A 14453-nucleotide genomic window follows, 5' to 3' on the forward strand; every position below is an offset into this window, starting at 1 on the left:
ATTCCAAAAACAATAATAATGAGGCTTTTATGAATATTACTGCGCTACTCGCCTGTCTAAGTTTTTATTCGGCCTTATATTTAATCTATTTCTTCTTTATGCAAGATCAACAGCCTATATTTCTGATTCTAGCAATTGTACTCATTTTACTTTCAATCTGGCTGACTCCCTATCCTTATGAGCGGCGTCGGCAAGGATTTGATTCGACTTTAAGAATAGGCGAATATTTTTATTATCCACTCATCACCTGGTGGCGGCTGTTTATCTTTCCTGTGCGTTGGCTGCTTTCCCTATTTTATTCTCATTAAAAAAGCACCCGAAGGTGCTTTTTTACATTCAATTCGATTTAGATTTTTGATAAAAGTGCTTCAAGGACTGCCTGATAATGGATCTGGATATCTTCCTGCAAAATTTTGTAGGCATTATCAAATTGCACCATTGGCCAGCCTTCTTTCCAGAATGGGAAAATATTGTGGAGGTCATGAGTGACGACCGCATCTTCACGCAGAATCGCCTGTGCAATCTGCGCCAGTACAAAGGCAGTTTCCGCGCCATCAATTGCCAGGTAATCAATACCACGCGCTTTTAAAATACGGATACGGTCTTTCTTATAGCGGATTTTTTTGATTTGTGCTTCATTCAAATTCAGGGCCAGAGAAACCGCTTCAACAAATTTTTCTTCAAATGACTGATTCAATACAACCAACGCCTGCTTATGCGCTTCCTGACGACCCGCTTTACCACCCTGACGAATGACTTCTTTTGCTTCTGTATCTAGCTCATCATTCTTCATGGTTTGAAGGATGTCTAAAATTTCGATGTCGCTTAGCGTCGCAGGAGATTGATCAGTCATAAACTGTCCCTAAAAAATAAATATGCAATGGACTATTTTCGCATAAATCCTTACTAAAAAATTAAAATCTTTAGCTTCAACTCTAATAATTGCAAAATCCGGATCATCTCTATCATTCTGGCGTAAATTGGCTATAGTAGGCGGCAAGTTTCTGATTTACTTTTTTATTATGCAAACCAAACAGATTGATCTTTTATTGCAGCAACTTAAACTGCTTTATCCAGCTGCCTTTAAAAGAAATTATCTGTTTTATGGTCAGATCAAGACTAAAGGTATTTTAAGTGATCTCAAGGAACTGATTCCCTGGGTGCTGGCTGCCATGATCTTTGTACCGATTAGCCTGGCTCTCAAAGATGTTTATTCCTCTAAGCTGTCAACTGCCCAAAACTTTCAGGCGCAAAGTTATGCGATTCTGACTATTCTGTTATTTCTGATGCTGGTAGTTCCACTGGTGATCAAGCAGATCCGGCATTCTTCCCATTCCCTCTATCAGTTTTTAAGACATACACCGATTAAACTCACTGTAGTCATTGTGCTGGAAGCGCTGAATCTGGTTTTTCTACAAAGCAGTACGGTCATGTGGATTCTATTCTTTTTCGGGATCAGTTTTGGTTTTGTACGGTTCTATAAAGAAAATATGTTCCGCCCTACTACCAATACAACTGAACAATATCAACTGCAGCAGTTACGCCGCATCTGTTTCTGGGCTTATCAACAAACTTGGAAACTGCGTCTGAAATTATTTTTTCATTCCAAGCCGACCTCCCCAAATGAAGAATTGAAAAATCAGCTTCAGCACTATGCGGATTTGCATACCCGTTTGTTTAAACTGGAACATGAGCAGTGCAAGAAGATTAAATACATCGATATCGATACTTATCTGGATGAGCACCTGTAAAAAGTTTTTTTAAACACGTCCTGAAATAGAAAATTACATGACTTCTCACGCTTATCATCCAGCACTATAGAATTAATTTCTAAATTTAAGCTACTGAATTGCTTGAAAATAAAGCAAACGTATTGAAATTTACTTGCCAAGCTTTATTTCGTCCTCTATTATTGCGCACATGCCCGAGTGGTGAAATCGGTAGACACAGGGGATTTAAAATCCCCCGCCCACAAAGCGTGCCAGTTCGAGTCTGGCCTCGGGCACCATTTTAATTCTGATTAGAATGGTGCAATGAAAAATCTCCAGCATTCAGCTGGTTTTTTTATGCGTGATTATCACCAATAGAATGTGCCCTCCCCATGTCTGCATCCCGTTCTTTTGATCTAGCCAGATTGCAATTACGCCATCCTGATGCATTCTTTTGCAGCCTCAGCTATGGCCGTTATAAATATTTGAACCAGACCACTGATCTATATCTGTATTTACGTATCGGTATTCTGATCATGATCACAGGTTTTTGCTGCCTGTGCTTTTCGCTGCCGTTTTATCCTGATTTTGTCACTTCAAAATATCAGGCGCTCAGTGCTGGTACCGTTGTCATGATCGGCATGCTCTATCCTTATATCTGGCGCGCCCAGTTTCAGGCGAAATACAGTTCTGCTCGCTATGCCAAACGTTTACAACTCTGCCTGTATATGCAAACCCTGATTGCGATTCTGTCATTTATAAATTATCAGTATTTTCACTCAGCATTTATTACCTTGCCTTGCTTGGCCCTGCTTGCTTTCAGTAGCCTTGTACCGGTTTTAGTCGAGCCTTGTTTTAGAGTTTCGACTCGCAGCACCCTTCTGGTACGTTTGCAGAAAATCCGTCAACTGGCTTACTGGTCTTATCAGCAGTCGCAAAGCAAAGAGCCGGAACCAGTGCCTTATCAAAAAGATTTAAAGCAGTATTATCTGGATTTGCATCACAGCTGCATGCGGGAAGAGCAGAAATTACTGGAAGAAATTCATTATAAAAATTTAAAAGACGTATTTTCAGATCATTAAAAAAAGCCCTGTTTAACAGGGCTTTTTTTACCATTCGCGATTAACGACCAGTTCTTCCATTTCAATATCAAACAGACCCTGTTCTTGCACGACCATCATCATGGCCTCGGCAATATAGTCTGCGGCAGTATCATCCAGAGAAGAGTCCAGATCTTCAAACTGCGGTTTCATAGCATTGATGTCTACCACAGTCTCATGCGCTAGCTGGTACACGTCCTGATCTGACAGATCGGATTTAGATACATTTGAAGCAAAGCGTTCGATGTGTTGCTTGATTTCCGCAACCAGAATATCGGGATAATATTCATCATCGAACATGGGGAGAAGTAAATCTGCAAACATTACAGGCACTCTAAATGATGACAATCTAACTTAAGCGTGCCTGTATAGCACATTGCTGTTTAAAAGCCAAACAGCTTGTGCCCCCTATATGTTTTTCAGCCCAGATTTAGGCATTTTGCATAGCTTTCCAGATTTTTATGGCGTCTGCTGTTGCCTTGACATCATGTGCACGAACCATACAGGCACCTTGCTGAATGCTCAGCAAATGCGCCGCAGCCGAACCTACTGCACGTGCTTGAGGTTCTGCACCATCCAGAGCAGTCCCAATAAAACGTTTGCGGGATAAGGCAGAAAGAACTGGATAGCCCATTTCAGTCAGTTTATAAAATTCCTGAAGCAACTTGAGATTTTGCTGGGCATTTTTTGCAAATCCAAAACCAGGATCAATCATGATATGTTCAGCTTTAACACCCACATCTAGAGCATCTTGAACCCGTTGTGACAGTTCCCGAATCACATCCTGAGTCACATCATCATACTGATCCAGATTATTCATCGTAGTCGGCTCACCACGCATATGCATGATGATCACAGGAATATTCAGTTCTGCTGCCGTCTCTAACGCTTGTGGACGAGTGAGCGCGCGTACATCATTCCAGATATGTGCACCCGCTTTCACGGCTGCTTTAATCACTTCTGGCTGTGAAGTATCAATCGAGATGATCACATCATACTTGGCCAGTTCTTCAACTACAGGCACAACACGACGAATTTCTTCTTCAACTTCCACGGCTGATGCACCCGGACGTGTAGATTCACCACCGACATCAATTACAGTAGCGCCATCAGCCATCATTTCTACGGCTTTTACTACTGCCTGATCTTTCTGATTGTGTAGCCCTCCATCGCTAAAGGAATCCGGAGTCACATTTAAAATTCCCATCACATGCGGCTGAGACAAATCCAGTTTCAAATGACCGAAAGTCCAGATCTGTGGTCGTAATGGCTTCAGCTGCATGGTTCACTCCTAGTTCACAATAACCCCGGTATTGTCTTATGGAAAGGTCAATAAAGCAAAGCTCAATCTAATCAAGGCTTAGATTTCAAAGTGGTTCTTATTGGAATATTGCATCAGCTTGGCTTGCAGTAACGCTTTTACATCAACCCATTCGCTTTTTAAAATACTATAGATATAACTATCTCTGAGTGTCACGCCATCTTTAAGCAGCATATGACATCTAATGATGCCATCCTGTTTGGCACCCAGAGCTTCAATAGCTTTTTGACTTTTGAGATTCAGATGATCAGTCCGAAAGCCTACCACTTGAGCATTCAGCTCTTCAAATGCATGCTGCAACAAAAGATATTTACAGACCCGGTTTACATAGGTTCGTTGATAAGGTTTGGCATACCAGGTAAAGCCAATTTCAACGCGTGGAATTTCTGGCTTGATATCATGATAACTGGTGGTGCCAATGGCGCGGCCCGAATTCAAATCAATCACGGCAAAAGCCATTCTTTCACCTTTGGACTGCTGTTCAAAAGCTTGGATAAAGTAGTGTTTAAGTTTATGTAGGTAAGGCACCGAGTTATATAACACTTCCCCTAAGTCCCCTTCGGCACATGCAGTTTCTAAGTCTGCAAAATGTTCCCAGCTCAGTGGCTCCAAACGTAGCTGATAAATATCGGATTCCAGAACAGGTAAATTCATTCTTATTTTTACTCATTGATTTTTATGAGTTGACTATAGCATTCAACTAGATATGACAAAATAATAGCCATAAAAAAACCACCCGAAGGTGGTTTTAATTGTTAACTTAGTTCGCTGGTAATGGCGGAGGAGTCATTGGACCATCAGTCGGTGTTACATCAATCACTGGATTGTCTGAAACATAAACTTTAGGTGGTTTTGGCTCACGACCTTCCATAATGTCACGAATCTGTTCACGATCAATTGTTTCCCACTCAAGTAGCGCTTTCACCATGGCATGGGCAATATCTTTATTATTTTCAAGGATATCGCGTGCAACCTTGTATTGCTCATCGATGATACGACGAACTTCCGCATCTACCTGTTGTTGGGTGGCCTCAGAAATCGTACGGGTACCAATGCTACCCATAAATGACTGTTGAGAGTCATCTTCATAGACCATGACGCCTAACTTGTCCGACATACCATATTTGGTCACCATCGCACGTGCCATTTTAGTTGCACGTTCAAAGTCATTCGAAGCACCAGTCGACATCTGGTTAATAAATACTTCTTCTGCGATACGACCACCAAACAGGATTGAAAGTTCATTCAACATCTTGTCTTTATAATGGCTAGTCTGGTCAAACTCAGGCAACTGCCAGGTGACACCCAATGCCCAGCCACGCGGCATGATGGTGACTTTATGCACAGGATCTGTACCTGGAAGCATTTCTGCCACAATCGCATGACCTGCTTCATGGTAAGCCGTAGCACGACGCTCTTCTTCACGAAGTACCATCGATTTACGTTCAGGGCCCATGTACAGTTTGTCTTTCGCATCTTCAAAGTCATGCATATCGACGGTGTTCTTGTTACGGCGTGCAGCAAATAATGCCGCTTCGTTTACAAGGTTCGCCAACTGTGCACCTGAGAAGCCTGGTGTACCACGAGCAAGCACTTTGACATCTACACCCGTAGTAGAAGGCAATTTCTTCAAATGTACATTCAGGATTTGCTCACGACCTTTAATATCTGGCAGACCTACCATGACTTGACGGTCGAAACGGCCTGGACGAAGTAAAGCTTTATCCAGTACATCAGCACGGTTAGTTGCAGCGATCACGATAATGCCTTCATTGCCTTCAAAACCGTCCATCTCTACCAGCATCTGGTTCAGAGTCTGTTCACGTTCATCATGACCGCCACCTGTACCTGAACCACGATGACGACCGACTGCATCAATCTCATCAATGAAGATGATACATGGTGCATGGCGTTTTGCCTGTTCGAACATGTCACGTACACGAGATGCACCGACACCGACAAACATTTCAACGAAGTCAGAACCTGAGATACTAAAGAATGGAACTTTTGCTTCACCCGCAATGGCTTTAGCCAGCAGGGTTTTACCTGTACCTGGAGGACCCACCATCAGGACGCCTTTAGGAATAGTCGCACCCAGACGTTTGAATTTTGCAGGATCTTTCAGGAAGTCAACGATTTCGACCACTTCCTGTTTTGCTTCATCACAACCCGCCACATCAGTAAATGTTACTTTGATCTGGTCTTCAGATAGCATTTTCGCTTTAGATTTACCAAAGCTCATTGGGCCATTCTTGCCGCCTGCACCGCCACCCATGTTGCGCATAAAGAACATGAATAACAAAATGATTAGAAGCACAGGAAAACTTGCAATCAGCAATTGCATGAGCAAGCCTTGACGTTGAGGCGCTTCACCTTCAACGACTACATTATTTTTAATCAGGCTTGGCATCAGTTCTGGGTCTTGAACTGCCGGGCGAATGCTTTCAAACTCTGAACCGTTTGATTTTTCACCGCGAATTCTTTCGCCATCAATTGTAACTTGTTTAATTTGGCCAGCATTGACCGCGGCAACAAACTCCGAATAGTTCATTGTAGTCGGTTGATTGCGGTCACTGACGTTGCTGAAGATTAACACCAGCACACCCAGTATCACGAGCCACAATACGGCATTCTTAAAAAGATCGCTCAAAGCTTTATTTCCCATTCCAATCTAATTTGATCATGCCCTCGAAGGGTGACCTTAATCAATAAGCTGCAAATCAATTTGCAATAATGTAAAAACCTACAAAATGCACAATTTTTAACGTGTTGGCAAGTAAACTTTATTTCAAAGCCTTCTTGCGTCCCTGTCCGACCAAAAACACTTCTTTCGAACGGGCACGTGATGCAGCAGGTTTAATCGTCTTCAATACATCAAAACTGTTAACGACTTCTTTACGAAATTCATCAAAACCTGAACCCTGGAATACTTTCACTACAAACTGTCCTTTCGGACCGAGTACCTTGTTGGCAAAATCCAGAGCAAGTTCACATAAATAAATCTGACGTGGTTGATCTACAGCTCTATTACCTGATGTATTGGGGGCCATATCTGAAATTACAACGTCTACTGTGCGTCCGTTTAAAATATTTAACAATTTATCGAATACTTCTTGTTCACGGAAATCGCCCTGCAAGAAAGTCACATCAGGTAGCGCATCCATTTCCAAGATGTCTGATGCAATCACCAGACCTTTGTCACCGACCAGTTTTCCGGCAATCTGGGACCAGCTTCCTGGGGCAGCACCCAAGTCCACTACAGTCATGCCGGGTTTAATAATGCCGTATTTTTCCTGAATTTCTAGCAACTTGTACGCAGCACGGGCACGATAACCTTCTTTTTGTGCTTTTTTCACATAAAAGTCATCAAGATGCTCTCTCATCCACGCACGACTACTTTTAGATAACTTTTGGTTGGTAATGCGTGTTGCCATAACTCTCTAAATAAAAAAAACTTCTAATGATTCATTGTACGTGAAAAACACATTTTTTGCAGTATACATGTGTATCTAAATCTGAGTATTCCGGTGTGATTTGCGATTATTTACAAGTGATTATTTCCTGAGAATTTACAGCGTTTATTTTTCGCTTTTGCTATACTAAGCCGTTTTAAAAATCAGGTTATCTCTCATGGCGTCTTTATCTATTCAGGAACGTAAGCGTTTACGTCAAATTGGACATGCATTAAACCCGGTTGTAATGCTTGGTGACAAAGGCTTAACTGAATCTGTAGTTGAAGAGCTAAATCGTGCCCTTAATGATCACGAACTCATTAAAGTAAAAGTGGTGGCTGAAGACCGTGAAGCACGTGCAGCACTCATTGCTGAACTTTCAGAAACTACAGGTGCTGAAGTGGTACAAACTATTGGTAAAATTGCGCTGCTTTACAAGAAAGCTCCAAAGCAAAACCAGAAGTTATCCAATCTTGTCCGTTTTGCCCATCTTTCTAACTAAGTACAGGATTTATGGCCAGTTACGAACTCAGCGCATTTGATCGCCGTTTTCAGGCAATCTCATTGGTCGGTGCCATCGAACAGCAAAATCCATGCAGCTTGAATGTCGGATTTTGGTTGCGCGATCCCAACCAGTACGTGCTGTGGCCAGAAATGGTTACTGCACATCCCCGTCGTGATTTTTTGTGGGAACAGACCTGCTTTGAAATCTTTATCGGGGTTCAGGGTGAAGATTATTATCGCGAAATCAATCTCTCCCCTTCTCAGGCCTGGCAAGCCTATCAGTTTGAGGAATATCGCTATCCGGAAGATATGCCGCCACCTGCTGCATACGATATCGAACTGAATCAGCTTAAACGCACCCATTATGGTCTGAATGTCAGTCTGGATCTGACCGAGTTTATGGTTGAGCACAAACTTAAATGGGCAGACCTGTTTATTGGTCTGACAGCAGTATTAAAAACCTCACAAGGTGATCAATACTTTGCAATGCAGCACAGCAGTCCAGAAGCAGACTTCCACAATAAACGGGATTGGCTGCATGTCTTTTAATGCAGATTAAAAGCATTTGCTGGATAAAAAAGATATTAAAAAACGTGAGCATTAAAGTCTCACGTTTTTTTATGGGCTTTTCCAGTTCATGCGTTCAAAGCTGGCTGTTATAGCTTGAGGAAAATATTTACCTGTATTTTCATTACATGGATTCAGGTCAATTAGCATTAAATTGATACAACTAGCCTGCTCTCTATACTTAGGGCTGGCTACTTTAATAATAATTTAAATGATATTTAAGCTGATAGACTAAGAGTTCGTTTTAATTGTTTTCGACATTTTAGTGATGTAAGCGGTGATTGTCCTGCACTGATTTTACCGCGGCATAAAAAATTACAGTTAACGTGAAGATGATCAGAATAATCGTTCCAAAAGTTAGTCCAAAGAATCCCAAGCATAACATCATCACACCCAGATAAAGTGCACGCATCAACCAACTTTCCAGATTAAGCATCATAATCAGCGTCAGTAAACCAAGTACACCTGCAAAATAATGCTGCTGCATCGTGACCCCCTTTCATTATTATTGTGAGTCCGTTTGCCTCAAAAAGACAAAGGAGAACGTATCCAGTTCTCCTTTCATGCAATTTAAGTCAGCGTATTCCCTTAATTCTTCAGCTCAGGGCTTTTTTCTGAACTTTCAGCTTTTACCATGGGTTTGACCTTTTTCAGGACCTCAATGGTGCTGTCTTTTGAGCGCTTGAATGTACCAGTCAGATGCTCTTTATGTTTGGTCGAGATCTGGCTGACATCTTCTTTCAGTTCTTTACCCATATTGGATAAGTCTTCAATCACTGCGGTAAATTCGGTTTTGATAAAACTGGTTAATTCAGTCAGTTCTTTTTGCGAACCAAATAACTGCTCTTTCAGAGTATCTATCCGTTGTAACAGATCCTGTTTTAACTGGCGTAACTGTTCCTGCACAGTATCACCCAGCTGTTTCGCTTCGACTTCAAGTTTCTCTTTGCTTTCTTCGATAGTTTCTACCACCTGTTCTTTGGCTTCAGCTGCTACTTTTTCAAGCTGTTCAGTCGTTTCTGAAACCACGGTATTGATCTTTTTCTTGGATTGGGAAGATTTCGCTGCTGTAGTCATGTGTCTTATTCCTATAGTTATATTACGACTCATTCATATTAGTAGTTTTGATAAAAATTAAGATTTGATTTGTTAGACAATTCTTAATTGCTTACATTTTTTTACGTTGTTCGTAAAACAGACTTTCAAGCAAAAAGCAAGCCATTTATCTCATACTTTTGCTGTAAAGCTATTGGACTTGGGGGGTGGTTCTGCGTATAATGCCGTGTTAAGTTCAAGCGAGCAGACATAGGAGGGTAGGTTTAAAAATTAACCTTCCTTTTTTTTCGTCTACTCGCTTTTTTACAGCCTAAATTTCAGGAGCTTTGGTTTGAGCACCCCAGCAATTTTAGCCCTTGCCGACGGAACTATCTTTAAAGGTACTTCAATTGGCGCATCGGGTTGTACGACTGGTGAAGTCGTTTTCAACACTGCCATGACTGGCTATCAAGAAATTTTGACTGATCCTAGTTATGCACAGCAGCTTGTAACGCTGACTTACCCACATATCGGTAACACAGGTTGCAACGAAGAAGACGCTGAATCAGGTCGTATTCATAAAGTATGGGCAAACGGTTTAATTATCCGTGACCTTCCTTTACTACATAGTAACTTCCGTGCGAATCAATCACTTGGTGATTATTTAAAACAGCACAATGTAGTTGCCATTGCTGACATCGACACGCGACGATTAACTCGAATTTTGCGTGATAAAGGTGCACAAAACGGTTGTATCCTTGCGGGTGAAAACATCACTGAAGAAGAAGCAGTCGAAAAAGCACGTGCATTCGGTGGTTTAAGTGGTTTAGACCTTGCGAAAGAATGCTGTGATCCGACCGGTTTCGAATGGACTGAAGGCTCATGGGCACTTGGCAAAGGCTTTACTCAACCTGAACTTAAATTCCATGTAGTTGCATACGACTACGGTGTCAAAACCAACATCTTGCGTATGCTCGCAGACCGCGGCTGTAAATTGACTGTGGTGCCTGCACAAACTCCTGCTGAAAAAGTACTTGCGTTAAATCCAGATGGCGTATTCCTGTCAAATGGTCCTGGCGATCCAGCTGCATGTGACTACGCAATTGAAGCTGTAAAAACAATTGTTGAAACAACTGAAATTCCAGTATTTGGTATCTGCTTGGGTCACCAGATTCTTGCTCTTGCATCGGGTGCTAAAACGGTAAAAATGCCGCACGGTCACCATGGCGCTAACCATCCTGTACAGAACATCGAAACTGGTACAGTGATGATTACTTCTCAAAACCACGGCTTCGCAGTGGATGAAAGCACCTTGCCTGCGGTATTGCGTGTGACTCATCGCTCACTGTTTGATGGTACAAACCAAGGTATCCATCGTACAGACAAACCTGCGTTCAGCTTCCAGGGTCACCCTGAAGCAAGCCCTGGTCCACATGACTGCGCACCATTGTTCGATCATTTCATCGAACTTATCGAAGCATCTAAGAAGTAATTAAGGAAGCATCATGGCTAAACGTACTGACATTAAAAGCATCTTGATCATTGGTGCTGGTCCGATCGTCATCGGTCAAGCATGTGAGTTTGACTACTCAGGTGCTCAAGCATGTAAAGCGCTTCGTGAAGAAGGCTACCGCGTTATTCTGGTGAACTCTAACCCAGCGACCATTATGACCGACCCTGCAATGGCAGATGCGACGTATATCGAACCGATTACCTGGCAGACTGTTGCAGCAATCATTGAAAAAGAGCGTCCAGATGCTGTCCTTCCAACGATGGGTGGCCAGACTGCACTGAACTGTGCCCTTGCACTGGATGCCAATGGTATTCTTGAAAAATACAACGTTGAACTGATTGGCGCGACCAAAGAAGCGATCGAAAAAGCAGAAGACCGTAAACTGTTTGACGAAGCAATGCGTAAAATTGGTCTCGAGTGTCCAAAAGCTGCAATTGCTGAATCTATGGAAGAAGCACTTGAGATTCAAGCGCGCTTCGGCTTCCCTGTGATTATCCGTCCATCATTCACTATGGGTGGTTCAGGCGGTGGTATTGCTTACAACCGTGAAGAATTCCTGGAAATCTGTGAACGTGGTTTCGACCTCTCTCCTACTCACCAGTTATTGATCGATGAATCACTGATTGGCTGGAAAGAGTACGAGATGGAAGTTGTTCGTGACAAAAACGACAACTGTATCATTGTATGTACCATTGAAAACTTCGACCCAATGGGCGTGCACACAGGTGACTCGATCACTGTTGCGCCTGCGCAAACGCTTACAGATAAAGAATTCCAGTTACTACGTAACGCTTCTCTAGCTGTACTTCGTGAAATTGGCGTAGAAACAGGTGGTTCTAACGTTCAGTTCGGTATTAACCCGAAAGACGGCCGTATGGTTGTGATCGAGATGAACCCGCGTGTTTCTCGTTCATCTGCTCTTGCATCTAAAGCAACAGGTTTCCCGATTGCGAAAATCGCAGCGAAACTGGCTGTGGGTTATACGCTTGATGAGTTGAAAAACGACATCACTGGCGGTACAACACCTGCATCATTCGAACCTGCAATCGACTACGTTGTAACCAAAATTCCTCGTTTCAACTTTGAAAAATTCCCACAAGCTGATGCAACTTTGACAACACAGATGAAATCTGTGGGTGAAGTGATGGCCATTGGTCGTAACTTCCAGGAGTCTATGCAAAAAGCGCTTCGTGGTCTTGAAGTGGGCGCTTCTGGTTTTGACGAAAAAATTGAAGTGGGTGCTGAAGGCGCGCGCGACAAAATCTTGCAAGAGCTTAAAGTGCCAGGTCCTGAGCGTATTTGGTACGTGGGCGACGCATTCCGTCACGGCTTTACTTTAGACGAAGTATTCGCTGCAACGAACATTGACCGCTGGTTCTTGATTCAAATCGAAGACATCATCAAAACTGAAAACCAGATCAAAACTTTAGGTTTTGGCGACTTGAACGCAGACAACATCCGTGCATTCAAACGTAAAGGTTTATCAGATCTTCGCATTGCGGACTTGATGGGCATTTCACAAAAACAATTCCGTAAACACCGTTGGAACCTGGGCGTCACTCCAGTTTACAAACGTGTGGATACATGTGCTGCAGAATTCGAATCTGATACTGCTTATATGTACTCAACTTATGATGAAGAGTGTGAATCTAATCCATCTAACCGCGACAAGATCATGGTGATTGGTGGCGGCCCTAACCGTATCGGTCAAGGGATCGAATTCGATTACTGCTGTGTACACGCTGCCCTTGCAATGCGTGAAGACGGCTATGAAACCATCATGGTGAACTGTAACCCTGAAACTGTTTCTACGGATTACGACACATCTGACCGTTTGTACTTCGAACCAATTACACTTGAAGATGTGCTTGAAATCGTACGTATCGAGAAGCCAAAAGGCATTATCGTGCAGTACGGTGGTCAAACACCTTTGAAACTGGCTCGTGCTTTAGAAGAAGCGGGTGCGCCGATCATTGGTACATCTCCTGATGCGATTGACCGCGCAGAAGACCGTGAACGTTTCCAGCAAATGATTCAACGTCTGCAACTTCGTCAACCAAATAACAGCATCGTAAAATCTGCTGAAGAAGGTATGGCTGAAGCATCTAAAGTAGGCTATCCACTTGTTGTACGTCCTTCTTACGTCCTTGGTGGTCGTGCGATGGAAATCGTGTACAACGACGAAGAACTCAAACGTTACTTACGTGATGCGGTTCAAGCATCAAACGAAGCACCTGTTCTGCTTGACCGCTTCCTGGATGATGCAATTGAAGTTGACGTAGACTGCGTATCTGACGGTAAAGACGTAGTAATTGGCGGCATCATGCAGCACATTGAACAAGCAGGTATTCACTCAGGTGACTCAGCATGTTCGATTCCTCCTTATTCTTTGTCTAAAGAGATTCAGGACGAAATGCGTCGTCAGACAATTGCAATGGCAAAAGAACTTGGCGTAATCGGTTTGATGAACGTTCAGTTTGCGGTTAAAGGCAAAGACGTTTACATCCTGGAAGTGAACCCACGTGCATCACGTACTGTGCCGTTCGTTTCTAAGTGTATCGGCGAATCTTTAGCGAAAGTGGCTGCACGTTGTATGGCGGGTCAATCTCTAGAATCTCAAGGATTCACTTCAGAGATTATCCCTGAACACTTCTCTGTAAAAGAAGCAGTGTTCCCATTCAACAAATTCCCTGGTGTTGATCCGATCCTTGGCCCTGAGATGAAATCGACTGGCGAAGTGATGGGTGTTGGTAAAACATTCGGTGAAGCATTTTATAAAGCTGTTCTAGGTGCGAACGAACGTCTACCTGGTCTTCCGACAGAAGGTGAAGTGAAACACGCATTCATTTCTGTACGTGACTCAGATAAACCTCGTGCAGCAGGCATTGCGAAACAATTGATTGACCTAGGCTTCAAGATTCTTGCAACTGATGGTACATTTAAAGTGATTAGCGAAGCTGGTCTTGAATGTGAACGCGTAAACAAAGTAACTGAAGGTCGTCCAAATATTGTGGACCGTATTAAAAACGGCGAAATCCACCTTGTAATCAATACGACTGAAGGTAAAAAAGCGCAGGAAGATTCATTCTCGATCCGTCGTTCAGCGCTACAAGGTAAAGTGTATAACACAACTACCTTGAATGGTGCTGATGCTGTATGCCAAGCTTTAGCAATTAAATTGCCAATGGATGTATATCGTTTGCAAGATTTAACAGTAGGTTAATTCGTTACTGAGAAGTCCCGTCACCTTCT

Annotated in this window: 15 protein-coding genes and 1 tRNA gene; 8 read left to right on the forward strand and 8 right to left on the reverse strand. The window is 42.8% G+C overall.

What is annotated here, in order from left to right:
• The first annotated feature begins 29 nt into the window (after nucleotides 1–29).
• Nucleotides 30–308, forward strand: coding sequence for a hypothetical protein (locus FOC32_RS15510; RefSeq protein WP_175967991.1), 279 nt, complete (start codon nucleotides 30–32; stop codon nucleotides 306–308).
• A 38-nt stretch (nucleotides 309–346) separates the two neighbouring features.
• Here the strand turns inward: FOC32_RS15510 and FOC32_RS15515 are convergent, their stop codons facing one another.
• Nucleotides 347–853: a hypothetical protein gene (locus FOC32_RS15515; protein WP_004784781.1), complete on the reverse strand. Its 507-nt coding sequence runs from the start codon at nucleotides 851–853 to the stop codon at nucleotides 347–349.
• Nucleotides 854–1022: 169 nt separating this feature from the next.
• Between FOC32_RS15515 and FOC32_RS15520 the strand changes: the two genes are divergently transcribed.
• The 3 genes from FOC32_RS15520 (at nucleotide 1023) to FOC32_RS15530 (ending at nucleotide 2791) form a co-directional block, all read left to right on the forward strand.
• Nucleotides 1023–1751: a hypothetical protein gene (locus tag FOC32_RS15520; RefSeq protein ID WP_034170183.1), complete on the forward strand. Its 729-nt coding sequence runs from the start codon at nucleotides 1023–1025 to the stop codon at nucleotides 1749–1751.
• A gap of 171 nt (nucleotides 1752–1922) precedes the next feature.
• A tRNA-Leu gene (locus FOC32_RS15525) sits at nucleotides 1923–2008 on the forward strand.
• A 93-nt stretch (nucleotides 2009–2101) separates the two neighbouring features.
• Nucleotides 2102–2791 carry a hypothetical protein gene (locus tag FOC32_RS15530; protein WP_175967992.1) on the forward strand — a complete coding sequence of 230 codons (690 nt, stop codon included), beginning with the start codon at nucleotides 2102–2104 and terminating at the stop codon, nucleotides 2789–2791.
• Nucleotides 2792–2818: 27 nt separating this feature from the next.
• Here the strand turns inward: FOC32_RS15530 and FOC32_RS15535 are convergent, their stop codons facing one another.
• The 5 genes from FOC32_RS15535 to rlmE form a co-directional block, all read right to left on the reverse strand.
• Entirely contained in the window at nucleotides 2819–3133 is a 315-nt protein-coding gene (locus FOC32_RS15535; RefSeq protein ID WP_175967993.1) for a DUF5713 family protein, read from the reverse strand.
• 106 nt (nucleotides 3134–3239) lie between these two features.
• The gene (gene folP / locus FOC32_RS15540; protein WP_175967994.1) at nucleotides 3240–4091 is read right to left on the reverse strand and encodes a dihydropteroate synthase; all 852 of its coding nucleotides are present in this window, start codon (nucleotides 4089–4091) and stop codon (nucleotides 3240–3242) included.
• Between the two features lie 78 nt (nucleotides 4092–4169).
• Nucleotides 4170–4784 (reverse strand): GNAT family N-acetyltransferase, encoded by a 615-nt coding sequence (locus FOC32_RS15545; RefSeq protein ID WP_175967995.1) that lies wholly within the window; start codon nucleotides 4782–4784, stop codon nucleotides 4170–4172.
• Between the two features lie 106 nt (nucleotides 4785–4890).
• Entirely contained in the window at nucleotides 4891–6780 is a 1890-nt protein-coding gene (gene ftsH, locus FOC32_RS15550) for an ATP-dependent zinc metalloprotease FtsH (protein WP_034170205.1), read from the reverse strand.
• 133 nt (nucleotides 6781–6913) lie between these two features.
• Nucleotides 6914–7564, reverse strand: coding sequence for a 23S rRNA (uridine(2552)-2'-O)-methyltransferase RlmE (rlmE, locus tag FOC32_RS15555; RefSeq protein ID WP_004784794.1), 651 nt, complete (start codon nucleotides 7562–7564; stop codon nucleotides 6914–6916).
• A gap of 196 nt (nucleotides 7565–7760) precedes the next feature.
• On the opposite strand from rlmE, the gene yhbY reads away from it, so the two are divergent.
• Nucleotides 7761–8084 (forward strand): ribosome assembly RNA-binding protein YhbY, encoded by a 324-nt coding sequence (gene yhbY, locus FOC32_RS15560; protein ID WP_004784797.1) that lies wholly within the window; start codon nucleotides 7761–7763, stop codon nucleotides 8082–8084.
• 11 nt (nucleotides 8085–8095) lie between these two features.
• The gene (locus tag FOC32_RS15565) at nucleotides 8096–8635 is read left to right on the forward strand and encodes a DOMON-like domain-containing protein (protein WP_034170177.1); all 540 of its coding nucleotides are present in this window, start codon (nucleotides 8096–8098) and stop codon (nucleotides 8633–8635) included.
• A 280-nt stretch (nucleotides 8636–8915) separates the two neighbouring features.
• On the opposite strand, the gene FOC32_RS15570 is transcribed toward FOC32_RS15565, so the two are convergent.
• Nucleotides 8916–9140: a hypothetical protein gene (locus tag FOC32_RS15570; protein WP_175967996.1), complete on the reverse strand. Its 225-nt coding sequence runs from the start codon at nucleotides 9138–9140 to the stop codon at nucleotides 8916–8918.
• 101 nt (nucleotides 9141–9241) lie between these two features.
• The gene (locus tag FOC32_RS15575; RefSeq protein WP_175967998.1) at nucleotides 9242–9730 is read right to left on the reverse strand and encodes a hypothetical protein; all 489 of its coding nucleotides are present in this window, start codon (nucleotides 9728–9730) and stop codon (nucleotides 9242–9244) included.
• Nucleotides 9731–10040: 310 nt separating this feature from the next.
• Between FOC32_RS15575 and carA the strand changes: the two genes are divergently transcribed.
• The gene (gene carA, locus FOC32_RS15580) at nucleotides 10041–11180 is read left to right on the forward strand and encodes a glutamine-hydrolyzing carbamoyl-phosphate synthase small subunit (RefSeq protein ID WP_005236823.1); all 1140 of its coding nucleotides are present in this window, start codon (nucleotides 10041–10043) and stop codon (nucleotides 11178–11180) included.
• 13 nt (nucleotides 11181–11193) lie between these two features.
• Nucleotides 11194–14424, forward strand: coding sequence for a carbamoyl-phosphate synthase large subunit (carB, locus tag FOC32_RS15585; RefSeq protein WP_034170174.1), 3231 nt, complete (start codon nucleotides 11194–11196; stop codon nucleotides 14422–14424).
• Nucleotides 14425–14453: the final 29 nt, after the last annotated feature.

It is taken from the genome of Acinetobacter sp. FDAARGOS_724 (assembly GCF_013364475.1).
GTDB lineage: Bacteria > Pseudomonadota > Gammaproteobacteria > Pseudomonadales > Moraxellaceae > Acinetobacter > Acinetobacter variabilis.

Bases quoted from the DNA above. Each gene is read 5' to 3' on its own strand.
- FOC32_RS15535 (WP_175967993.1), bottom strand. From the start codon at position 3,133: ATGTTTGCAGATTTACTTCTCCCCATGTTCGATGATGAATATTATCCC.
- carB (WP_034170174.1), top strand. From the start codon at position 11,194: ATGGCTAAACGTACTGACATTAAAAGCATCTTGATCATTGGTGCTGGT.
- rlmE (WP_004784794.1), bottom strand. From the start codon at position 7,564: ATGGCAACACGCATTACCAACCAAAAGTTATCTAAAAGTAGTCGTGCG.
- FOC32_RS15570 (WP_175967996.1), bottom strand. From the start codon at position 9,140: ATGCAGCAGCATTATTTTGCAGGTGTACTTGGTTTACTGACGCTGATT.
- FOC32_RS15515 (WP_004784781.1), bottom strand. From the start codon at position 853: ATGACTGATCAATCTCCTGCGACGCTAAGCGACATCGAAATTTTAGAC.
- yhbY (WP_004784797.1), top strand. From the start codon at position 7,761: ATGGCGTCTTTATCTATTCAGGAACGTAAGCGTTTACGTCAAATTGGA.
- folP (WP_175967994.1), bottom strand. From the start codon at position 4,091: ATGCAGCTGAAGCCATTACGACCACAGATCTGGACTTTCGGTCATTTG.
- FOC32_RS15575 (WP_175967998.1), bottom strand. From the start codon at position 9,730: ATGACTACAGCAGCGAAATCTTCCCAATCCAAGAAAAAGATCAATACC.
- FOC32_RS15545 (WP_175967995.1), bottom strand. From the start codon at position 4,784: ATGAATTTACCTGTTCTGGAATCCGATATTTATCAGCTACGTTTGGAG.
- FOC32_RS15520 (WP_034170183.1), top strand. From the start codon at position 1,023: ATGCAAACCAAACAGATTGATCTTTTATTGCAGCAACTTAAACTGCTT.
- FOC32_RS15510 (WP_175967991.1), top strand. From the start codon at position 30: ATGAATATTACTGCGCTACTCGCCTGTCTAAGTTTTTATTCGGCCTTA.
- FOC32_RS15565 (WP_034170177.1), top strand. From the start codon at position 8,096: ATGGCCAGTTACGAACTCAGCGCATTTGATCGCCGTTTTCAGGCAATC.
- FOC32_RS15530 (WP_175967992.1), top strand. From the start codon at position 2,102: ATGTCTGCATCCCGTTCTTTTGATCTAGCCAGATTGCAATTACGCCAT.